The 10,000-nt window shown below is 30.1% G+C and carries 11 protein-coding genes and 1 pseudogene; all 12 read left to right on the top strand.

Annotation, left to right across the window (positions count from 1 at the left end):
• A partial coding sequence (locus LDL23_RS01990; protein ID WP_291264211.1) for a sugar phosphate nucleotidyltransferase occupies positions 1 to 284 on the top strand: 284 nt, incomplete at its 5' end.
• A gap of 43 nt (positions 285 to 327) precedes the next feature.
• On the top strand, positions 328 to 879 hold the full coding sequence (gene rfbC / locus LDL23_RS01995) for a dTDP-4-dehydrorhamnose 3,5-epimerase (RefSeq protein ID WP_291264212.1): 552 nt from the start codon (positions 328 to 330) through the stop codon (positions 877 to 879).
• Positions 873 to 1,742: a dTDP-4-dehydrorhamnose reductase gene (gene rfbD, locus LDL23_RS02000; RefSeq protein WP_291264213.1), complete on the top strand. Its 870-nt coding sequence runs from the start codon at positions 873 to 875 to the stop codon at positions 1,740 to 1,742. The genes rfbC and rfbD overlap by 7 nt, the downstream gene beginning before the upstream one ends.
• Positions 1,742 to 2,839: an acyloxyacyl hydrolase gene (locus LDL23_RS02005; protein ID WP_291264214.1), complete on the top strand. Its 1,098-nt coding sequence runs from the start codon at positions 1,742 to 1,744 to the stop codon at positions 2,837 to 2,839. Before rfbD ends, LDL23_RS02005 begins: the two co-directional genes overlap by 1 nt.
• 1 nt (position 2,840) lies before the next feature.
• Complete coding sequence (locus LDL23_RS02010; protein ID WP_291264215.1) at positions 2,841 to 3,611, top strand: DUF2807 domain-containing protein; 771 nt, start codon at positions 2,841 to 2,843, stop codon at positions 3,609 to 3,611.
• Between the two features lie 3 nt (positions 3,612 to 3,614).
• Positions 3,615 to 4,535, top strand: a complete 921-nt coding sequence (locus tag LDL23_RS02015) for a glycosyltransferase family 2 protein (RefSeq protein ID WP_291264216.1) — start codon at positions 3,615 to 3,617, stop codon at positions 4,533 to 4,535.
• Positions 4,528 to 5,409 carry a formyltransferase family protein gene (locus tag LDL23_RS02020; protein ID WP_291264217.1) on the top strand — a complete coding sequence of 294 codons (882 nt, stop codon included), beginning with the start codon at positions 4,528 to 4,530 and terminating at the stop codon, positions 5,407 to 5,409. Before LDL23_RS02015 ends, LDL23_RS02020 begins: the two co-directional genes overlap by 8 nt.
• Positions 5,406 to 6,533: a dTDP-4-amino-4,6-dideoxygalactose transaminase gene (rffA, locus tag LDL23_RS02025; RefSeq protein WP_291264218.1), complete on the top strand. Its 1,128-nt coding sequence runs from the start codon at positions 5,406 to 5,408 to the stop codon at positions 6,531 to 6,533. The genes LDL23_RS02020 and rffA overlap by 4 nt, the downstream gene beginning before the upstream one ends.
• Positions 6,534 to 6,535: 2 nt before the next feature.
• Positions 6,536 to 7,993: a glycosyltransferase family 39 protein gene (locus tag LDL23_RS02030; protein WP_291264219.1), complete on the top strand. Its 1,458-nt coding sequence runs from the start codon at positions 6,536 to 6,538 to the stop codon at positions 7,991 to 7,993.
• Positions 7,994 to 8,911 carry an NAD(P)-dependent oxidoreductase gene (locus LDL23_RS02035; protein WP_291264220.1) on the top strand — a complete coding sequence of 306 codons (918 nt, stop codon included), beginning with the start codon at positions 7,994 to 7,996 and terminating at the stop codon, positions 8,909 to 8,911.
• Entirely contained in the window at positions 8,911 to 9,699 is a 789-nt protein-coding gene (locus tag LDL23_RS02040) for a sugar phosphate isomerase/epimerase (protein ID WP_291264221.1), read from the top strand. The genes LDL23_RS02035 and LDL23_RS02040 overlap by 1 nt, the downstream gene beginning before the upstream one ends.
• Positions 9,683 to 10,000 (top strand): annotated as a pseudogene (locus LDL23_RS02045) (glycosyltransferase family 2 protein); the annotation flags it as partial. The gene LDL23_RS02040 and the pseudogene LDL23_RS02045, both read left to right, overlap by 17 nt.

Raw genomic sequence — 10,000 nt, forward strand, 5'->3', positions numbered from 1 at the left:
GCGAATTAGAAATTACCGATGTGAATAAAGAATATTTGAATCGAGGTAAATTACAAGTAAGCATTTTAGATAGAGGAACCGCTTGGTTAGATACCGGAACTTTTCAATCGTTAATGCAAGCAGGACAATTTGTTGAAGTTATTGAAGAACGTCAAGGATTAAAAATAGGTGCTATTGAAGAAGCAGCTTACCGAATGGGATTTATTGATGCAAATCAATTAAAAACCTTAGCAGAACCATTATTAAAAAGTGGTTACGGAAAGCACTTGATGAGTTTAATTTAATTAATTGTTATGCTGAGTTTGTCTGAGCATTTTATTATACAGAATGAATTTCACAGAAACCAAACTAAAAGGCTGTTTTATTATTGCCCCTAAAATTATAAAAGACGAACGTGGCTATTTCATGGAAAGTTTCAATGAAAGAACTTTTCAAGAAGGCGTGGGTCAAAAAGTGACATTTGTTCAAGATAACCAATCGTTTTCAACTAAAGGTGTTTTGAGAGGATTGCATTACCAATGTGGCGAACATGCGCAAGCCAAACTAGTTCGTGTTTTACAAGGTGAAGTTTTAGATGTAGCGGTTGATTTAAGACCTAATTCTGAAACATATGGTCAATATGAAGCAGTGTTACTTTCTGCAGAAAATCAAAAACAGTTTTTTATTCCAAGAGGCTTTGCACATGGTTTTTTAGTTTTATCTGAAACCGCAACCTTCTTTTATAAATGCGATAATTTTTATAACAAAGAAAGCGAGGGCGGATTAATTTACAACGACCAAACCGTTAATATCAATTGGAATTTTCCTTTGAATGAATTGATAATTTCCGACAAAGATCAAATATTACCTAATCTTGAAAACACTAAGAAAGTATGGTAGTATTAGTTACGGGAGCCAATGGTCAATTAGGACAATCGATACAGTTTATTGCTAATAAATATCCAAATATTCAGTTTGTATATACCGATTTTCAAGAAATGGATATTACCAATATTGAAAATTGTCAAGCAGTTTTTGCAAAACACCAACCTCATTTTTGTATCAACACAGCCGCTTACACCGCTGTAGATAAAGCTGAAAGTGAATCGGATAAAGCGCATTTAATTAACGCTGTTGGTCCTGAAAATTTAGCCAAAGTTTGTAAAGAATTTGATACTATTTTAGTTCATATTTCTACAGATTTTATTTTTGATGGCACATCAAAAGTTCCTTATTTAGAAACCGATATTCCAAATCCGAAAAGTATTTACGGACAAACGAAATTAGATGGTGAACTTGCTATTCAAAAAAATTGGGAAAAACATTTCATCGTTAGAACTTCTTGGGTTTACTCACAATTTGGAGCTAATTTTATGAAAACAATGTTGCGATTGGCTTCAGAACGAGACACTTTATCTGTTGTGAACGACCAAATTGGAACACCTACATATGCAGTTGATTTAGCTGAGGTTTTAATTAAAATCATAAATACAGAAAACCCAACACCTAACACCCAACGCCCTTTTGGTGTTTATAATTTCTCCAACGAAGGCGTTTGTTCATGGTACGATTTTGCGGCAGCAATATTTCATCAAAAAGGAATACAGATTGATTTGAAGCCTATTCCAACAGATTCCTATCCTACGCCTGCTAAAAGACCTGCCTATAGTGTTTTAGATAAAACGAAGATCAAAAAGGTTTTTGGCGTTGAAATTAAAAATTGGAAAGAAAGTTTAACTATAAGTTTAAACCATTTGAATTAATGAAAAAAGCCCTATTTTTTATCTGCTTTTCTGTTTCATTATCTTTTTCTCAAGAGAAGTCATCAGGTTATTTTGATGTACAACTTTTTAGAGGAAATATTATAAAACATTCAGAAGATGTTGGGCATTTGATTTCAGGTCATCCGGATGGATTTTTAGTAAGCTATAACTGGAAAACTTTTGGTAAAAAAGAATGGGAGCAAGTTTATAATTATCCAGATTATGGAATTTCATTTCATTATTTAGACTTTAAAAACCAATATTTAGGGTATAATGTTGCCTTAGGATTACACTATAATTTTTACTTTTTCAATCGAAATTTAATGTTCCGAATTTCACAAGGAATTGGTATGACATCGAATCCTTATGATAAAGAAACCAACAATAAAAACAACGCTTTTGGAACTAAAGTAATGGATAACACTTACTTTATGTTGCAGTATAAAAAAGAAAATCTTTTCAATCGAATTGGTTTTCAAGCAGGATTTATGCTAACGCATTTTTCAAACGGAAGATTCAAAGCGCCAAATAGCGGAATCAATACCATTGCATTAAACGTTGGATTAAACTATAATTTAGGCGAAAATCAAGAATATATTAAGGATTCTTTACCAGCATCATCAACGTATAAAGAACGAATTAAGTATAATGTTGCTTTTAGAACGGGTATTTCTGAAGGACCAGTTCCAAATTTAGGACAGCGTCAATTTTATCACATCGGTTTATATGCCGATAAAAGGATAGGAAGAAAAAGTGCTTTACAATTAGGAACCGATGTTTTCTTTTCAAGATATTTAAAAGATTATATTGATTTTGTTTCTGTGGCTTTTCCTCCCGGACATAAATCATATGCAGACGCTGATACCGATTATAAAAGAGTGGGATTGTTTGTTGGGCATGAATTATTCATTAATAAACTTTCCATTGAAACACAACTTGGGTATTACGTTTATAAACCATTTGATTATGAAATTGATATTTATCAAAGAATAGGAGCAAAATATTATCTTTACAAAAACTTCTTTACAGGAGTTGGATTAAAAACCCACGGCGGAAGAGCAGAAGCTATAGAAGCTACTATTGGTGTACGATTATAAGATGAGAAAATTTATTTTACATATAGTTACTTTGTGTTGCCTAATTTTGGTAATAAGCTGTGGTATTTCCGAAGATTGTTTTAAAGGAAATGGCAATCAAATTACGCAAACTTTTCCTTTTGAAGGTTTTTCTAGAGTAAAAGTATATGATGGCGTTGGCTTGGTTGTTAAAGAAGGACCTAATTATGAAGTTAAAATAAAAACATCAGACAACATTATTGACAATTTAGAGGTTAAGCTAGAAGAAAATATGCTTGTGATTAAAGATAATTCTTCTTGTAATATTGCTAGGGATTACGGACAAACAATGGTTTATGTTACGATACCAGACGGAACTATTTTACCCTTAATCCAAGAGTTAGAATTACACTGTAAAACAGAACAAAAGATACAATCAGATGGAATATTGCACACGCCAATTGTACGTTTGTTTTCAATAGGTGATGACGGTGATGGTGCTGGAACAGGTGATTTTCAAATAGCTGTAGATAACGGACAATTAGTTATAGAAAGCAATAATGTTTCTAACTTTTATATTAATGGACATTGCACCGAAATGTTATTAAATTTTTACTTTGGAGATGGTCGTTTTTATGGCGAAAACTTACAGGTTGAAAATATAAAAGTATATCAAAGAGGTTCAAATGATATGTTTGTGTACCCAATTCAAAAAATAGAAGGAACTATTTTTGCAACAGGAAATGTTGTTTTAAAAAATGTACCTCCTATAGTAGATGTTGAAGAAGTTTTTAGAGGGAGATTAATTTATTAGAGTATGAAATTATCAATAGTTTCGCCAGTTTATAGAGCCGAATTAGTTTTAGATGAGTTAGTAGAAAGAATAGCTAAAAGCGTTCCTTCTGCATTTAATTCTTATGAAATTATTTTGGTAGATGATTTTAGTCCCGATAGATCATGGCAGAAAATAATTGAAATTTCAAGCAAAAACTCAAATGTAAGAGGTTTTAAATTAAGTAGAAACTTTGGACAACATTATGCTATAACAGCAGGATTAAATCAAGTTTCTGGGGATTATGTGGTAGTTTTAGACTGTGATTTACAAGACCAACCTGAAGAAATTGAAAAACTATTCAATGAATCACAAAAAGGGTTTGACATCGTATTGGCAAGAAGATATGAACGAAAAGATTCTTTTTACAAAAAGACTGTTTCTAAGTTGTTTTATAAAACACTTTCTTATTTAACAGGCACAAAACAAGATGCAACGGTGGCTAACTTTGGAATATATTCAAAACAAGTCATAAACGAGGTTGTTAAATTAGAAGAGAAAATAAAATATTTTCCTACTATGGTAAAATGGGTTGGGTTTTCAACGAGTTATGTTAATGTTGAACACGCTTCAAGATCAGAGGGAAAATCAAATTATAATTTAAAAAAACTACTCAATTTAGCTTTAGACATCATTTTAGCATATTCAGATAAGCCTTTGCGATTGATTATTAAATTTGGATTGTCTATTGCCATGGTATCCTTTTTAATGGTTATTTATGTTTTATTTGAAAAAATTACGGGTAAAGTTTCAGTAAGTGGATATGCTAGTTTAATAATTAGTATTTGGTTTTTGAGTGGATGTTTATTAACCACACTTGGAGTAGTAGGTTTATACATAGGTAAAATTTTTGAAGGAGTAAAAAACAGACCAAGTTACATTATAGAAAAATCAACAGATGAATAGTATTGCCTTATTTATTATGGGTAAAAAAGGATTAGCTTGTTTAGAAACTGTTCTAAACACTACCGCTGTTGAATTAAAGTTTGTCATTTATGCTACAGATAAAAATGTAGAAAAAGATTATGCTGATGAAATTGTCGCTTTATGTACAAAGCACAATATTTTGCATTATAACAAAAATACTTTCGATGAAACTTTACTAAATAATGTTTCTTATTATATTGCTGTTGCTTGGAGATGGTTAATTAAATCTAATTTGGAAAAGTTGATTGTGTTTCATGATTCCATTTTACCTAGAAATAGAGGATTTAATCCATTAGTAACTGCCTTAATTAATGGAGATGAAAAAATAGGAGTAACTGCTATTTTTGCTAATAAAGAATTCGATAAAGGTGATATTTTAGGAGTAGAAAAAGTAAATGTAATTTATCCAATAAAGATTAGTGAAGCGATTGATATAATTAGTGTTTGTTATCAAGATTTAGTAATAAAAATAGTTAAACAAATAGCTGACAATTCTTTAGTTGCCACTCCTCAAGATGAAACCCAAGCCACTTTTAGTTTGTGGAGAGATGAAGAAGATTACTTTATCGATTGGAATTTGGAAGCTTCAACTTTAGAACGAACAATACATGCTTTAGGTTTTCCTTATGGTGGTGCTAGAACCAAAATGGAAGATAATATCATAATTTTAGACGAAATAAAATCGATTCCAGATGTGAAAATTGAAAATAGAACACCTGGAAAAATAATATTTTTAGACAACAATCAACCAACAATTGTTTGTGGCAAAGGACTATTAAAAATAGAAAAAGCACATTATTTAGACAATGGAAATGAAGTGGTTTTTAATAAATTTAGAACGAGATTAAAATGAAAATCCCATTCAATAAACCTTATTTAACAGGTAAAGAAACACAATATATAGAAGAAGCAGTAAAATCGGGAAAGATTTCTGGTAACGGTATTTTTACACAAAAATGCCAACAGTTTTTCGAGTCTAATTATGGTTTCAAAAAAACGTTGTTAACCACTTCTTGTACTGATGCACTTGAAATGGCAGCTATTTTAATTGATATTAAAGAAGGAGATGAGGTAATTATGCCATCTTACACTTTTGTATCTACTGCAAATGCATTTGTACTTAGAGGTGCTAAAATTGTATTTGCTGATAGTATGCCAAATCATCCAAACATGGATGCAACTAAAATAGAGCCTTTAATTACATCTAAAACAAAAGCAATTGTTCCTGTTCATTATGCCGGAGTGGCGTGTGATATGGACACGATTATGGATTTAGCAAAAAAGTATAACTTATTTGTGGTTGAAGATGCTGCTCAAGCGATTGATAGTTATTTTATTGGAAAAGATGGTTTAAAAAAAGCATTGGGTTCCATAGGACATTTAGCTGCTTTTTCATTCCATGAAACTAAGAATATTATTTCTGGAGAAGGTGGAATGTTAGCAATTAATGACGAACAATTTATTAACAGAGCTGAAATAATTTGGGAGAAAGGAACGAATCGTTCATCCTTTTTTAGAGGTGAAGTAGATAAATACGGCTGGGTGGATATAGGAAGTTCATTTTTGCCTTCAGAAATTGTTGCTGCTTTTTTATGGGCACAATTAGAAAATTTAGAAACTATTCAAAATACAAGAAAGTTACATTGGGAAAATTATAATTTGGCATTAATCGATTGGGCAAAAAAACATGAAATTAGCTTACCAGAATTGCCAAGTTATGCTACAAATAATGCGCATATGTTTTATTTGGTATGTAAAAATTTAGAGCAAAGAACTGCATTAATCAATCATTTAAAGCAAAATGATATTTGGGCTGTTTTTCATTATATAAGTTTACATAAAAGTCCGTTTTATGTGGACAAGCATGACGGAAGAGTATTACCAGAAACCGATAATTTTACGAATCGTTTACTTCGTTTACCTTTGTTTATCGAGTTAGATTCTAAAGAGGTTAGTACTAAAATTTTATCTTTTTAAATATGAGCCAGTTTATTAGTTCTGTTAAAAGCAACAAATGGATAATCTTAATATTAATTGTAGCAACAATTTTAAGATTGTATAATCTTGATTACCAAAGTTTATGGATGGATGAAATTTATACATTAAATGTTGCTAGTCCAAAACATTCATTTTCTCAAATTATTTCTGAAGTAAACTTAAGAGAAAGTTTTCCATATTTGTATTTCTTCATAATGAATACAATGTTTACTTTGTTTGGAGACACTTCAATTGTGGCAAGAATTCCATCTGTGATTTTTGGAATTGCTGCAGTTTGGATGATGTATAAATTTGGTAAAGAAACCTATTCTAAAAAAGTTGGCTTAATAGCAGCACTTTTATTTACATTTAACGAATATGCTATTTTTCACTCACAAGATGCTAGAGCGTATTCTTTATATTTGCTTTGTTTGTTATTTTCTTTTTACAGATTTGTTATTTTCTTAAAGAATAATTCACAAAAAAATATGATATGGTTTGCAGTTAGTGCAGGTCTACTAGTTAATGTGAATTTCTTTAGTGTACTTAATGTAATTACTCAAGGTTTTATCTTGCTTTTTGTTTTGTTTAATTTAGATAAATCAGAACGATTAGCATATTTTAAAAGATTATTGGTTATTGCAGGTATTATTTTATTGTTTTTTATTCCTAATGCATATAAATTCTATTTATTAAGCCAATTTAAATCTTCTTGGATTCCAGCACCTTCAAATGATGGATTAACAAATATTTTAAAAGAATTTATAAGTGTTTCAGAAATTTTGGTATTTGTTTATGGTATATTATTCACCTTTTTTATAATAAAAGTATTTAATCAAAAACGAACAAAATCCATTAAAGAAATAATTGATAATAAATTAGTTTTTAATTATTTATTAATAGCTGCTTGGATTTCATTTGTTATAGTTGTTATTTTATTGAAATCTTATTTAAGTTCATCTTTATATGTTTCTAGGTACTTTATAAGCATTTTTCCTGCAATAATTTTAGTAATTTCAATTGCTTTAGTAAGTATAAAAAACATTCAAGTTAGATTATCGTTTCTCGCTTTATTAGTGTTTTTCATGGCGTTTGATTTGGTGGTGGTAAAAAAATATTATCATACCCCTTTAAAAGCTCAGTTTAGAGAAGCTTCGGATATGGTTAAATTTTACAATCCTAATAAAGATGTAGTGTACACAAGTTTAAAATATTGGTACAACTATTTTTTAAACAATCACGGACAAAAATTTGAAGTTGTTGATAAACCTAATTTAACCGTTTTGGTAAAAGAAATGCAAGCCAATCCAGCATTGTTAAAATCGTTTTGGATTGTAGATGGATATCAAGATATTGTAAAATTATCTGATGCCGATCAACAGTTTTTAGACACGCATTTTAGATTGCAAGAAACCTATGATGGTTTAGGTGCAATTGCCAGACATTATATTAAAAAATAAATGAAAGTATTAGTTGGTCATACTGGCTTTGTAGGTTCTAATTTATTAGAAAGCAACGCTTTTGATTTGTGTTTTAATTCTAAAAATATCACAGAAGCATTTGGACTTAATCCAGATGTGTTGGTCTATTCTGGAGTTAGAGCCGAGAAATTTTTAGCTAATAAAGAACCCGAAAAAGACTTCGAAATCATTTTAGAAGCCATTGAAAACATCAAAAAAATTAATCCGAAACAAATTGTTTTAATTTCAACTGTTGATGTTTATCCAAATCCAATCGCTGTTGATGAAAACACAGAAATTGATTTAGAAACTGTGCAACCTTACGGGAAAAACAGATTGTATTTAGAAAATTGGGTAGCCTCTAATTTCGATGATTATCTAATTGTTAGACTTCCTGGATTATTCGGAAAAAACATTAAAAAGAATTTTATTTTCGATTTAATTTCTGTTATTCCTTCGATGTTGAACGAAGCAAAATATCAAGAATTAGCTTCACACAATTGGATTGTTAATAATTACACTTTACAAGAAAATGGTTTTTATAAGCTAAATACTATCGAAAATGCGGAAAGAAAAATTTTAAAACAACAGTTTTTAGATTTGGGTTTTTCAGCATTAAACTTCACGGATAGTAGAGGACGTTTTCAGTTTTATAATTTAAGCAACCTTTGGAACGATATTGAAATCGCTCAAAAAAACGATGTAAAAAAGTTAAACTTAGCTACTGAACCTATTGTAGTTAATGAAATTTATAAAGCCGTTTATGAAAAAGATTTCGTTAATGAATTAACTAACCCAGTTCCGAATTACGATTTTTATACCATTCACGGACAATTGTTTCAAAAACAAGGGAATTATATAAGCACAAAACAAGAAGTGTTACATGATATTGTTAACTTTATCAAAAGCCAACAATAATGAAAGTAACCATTTCAAATATCGCCTGGCAACCTGAAAATGATGCCGAAATGTATGCTTTTCTGAAAGAAAAAAAGTGTACTGGAATCGAAATTGCCCCAACCCGAATTTTTCCAGAAAAGCCATATTCTGATTTAGAAAAAGTGGCTGATTTTAAAGATGAATTGAATACAAATTATGGTTTACAAGTAGTTTCTATGCAATCGATTTGTTATGGTAGAAATGAAGCTATATTTTCATCCGAAGAAGAACGAAATTCTTTGTTAGATTATATTAAAGAATCCATCGATTTTGCTTCGGTTTTAGGATGTAAAAATCTAGTTTTCGGATCACCAAAAAACAGAAATATCAATCCAAATCAAGAAGAAATTGCGATTGAATACTTTTCTACTATTGGAAAATATGCAAATCATAAAAACACCGTTTTTGCTTTTGAACCTAATCCAGTTATTTATGGTACGAATTTCATCAATACTACTAATCAAGCATTAGATTTTGTGAAAGAATGTAATGTGGAGGGTTTAAAAGTGAATTTCGATTTAGGAACAGTAATTTACAATGAAGAAAGTTTAGCGGTTTTAGAAAGCAATTTAAAATGGATCAATCACATTCATATTAGCGAACCTTATTTAGAAGAAATTCAACATCGTTCATTGCATGAAGAATTAGCGTTTATTTTAAGAAAAGAAAAATATGCCAATTATATTTCAATTGAAATGAAAGGTGGAAGTGAATTAGAAAAAATTAAAGACATTATTCAATATACTCAAGATGTTTTCAAAAACTAACGAAGCAATTTATGCCGTGCCCAAGTTTCTTTCTACCGAAATAGAAGAAAGAAAAACAAAATATTGTTTGTGTATTCCCATCATAAACGAAGGAGAACGCATTCATAAACAGTTACAAATAGCACAGCAACACGGAATTGACAAATTAGTTGATATTATTATTTGTGATGGCGATTCTAGTGACGATTCAACCGAAATTAATAAATTAAAAGAATTGGGTGTTAATACCCTTTTGATAAAAAAAGACACTGGAAAACAGGGTGCTCAATTGCGAATGGGTTTTTGGTTTGCTTTAGAAAGA

This window comes from Flavobacterium sp. (assembly GCF_020217025.1).
Classification (GTDB): Bacteria; Bacteroidota; Bacteroidia; order Flavobacteriales; family Flavobacteriaceae; genus Flavobacterium.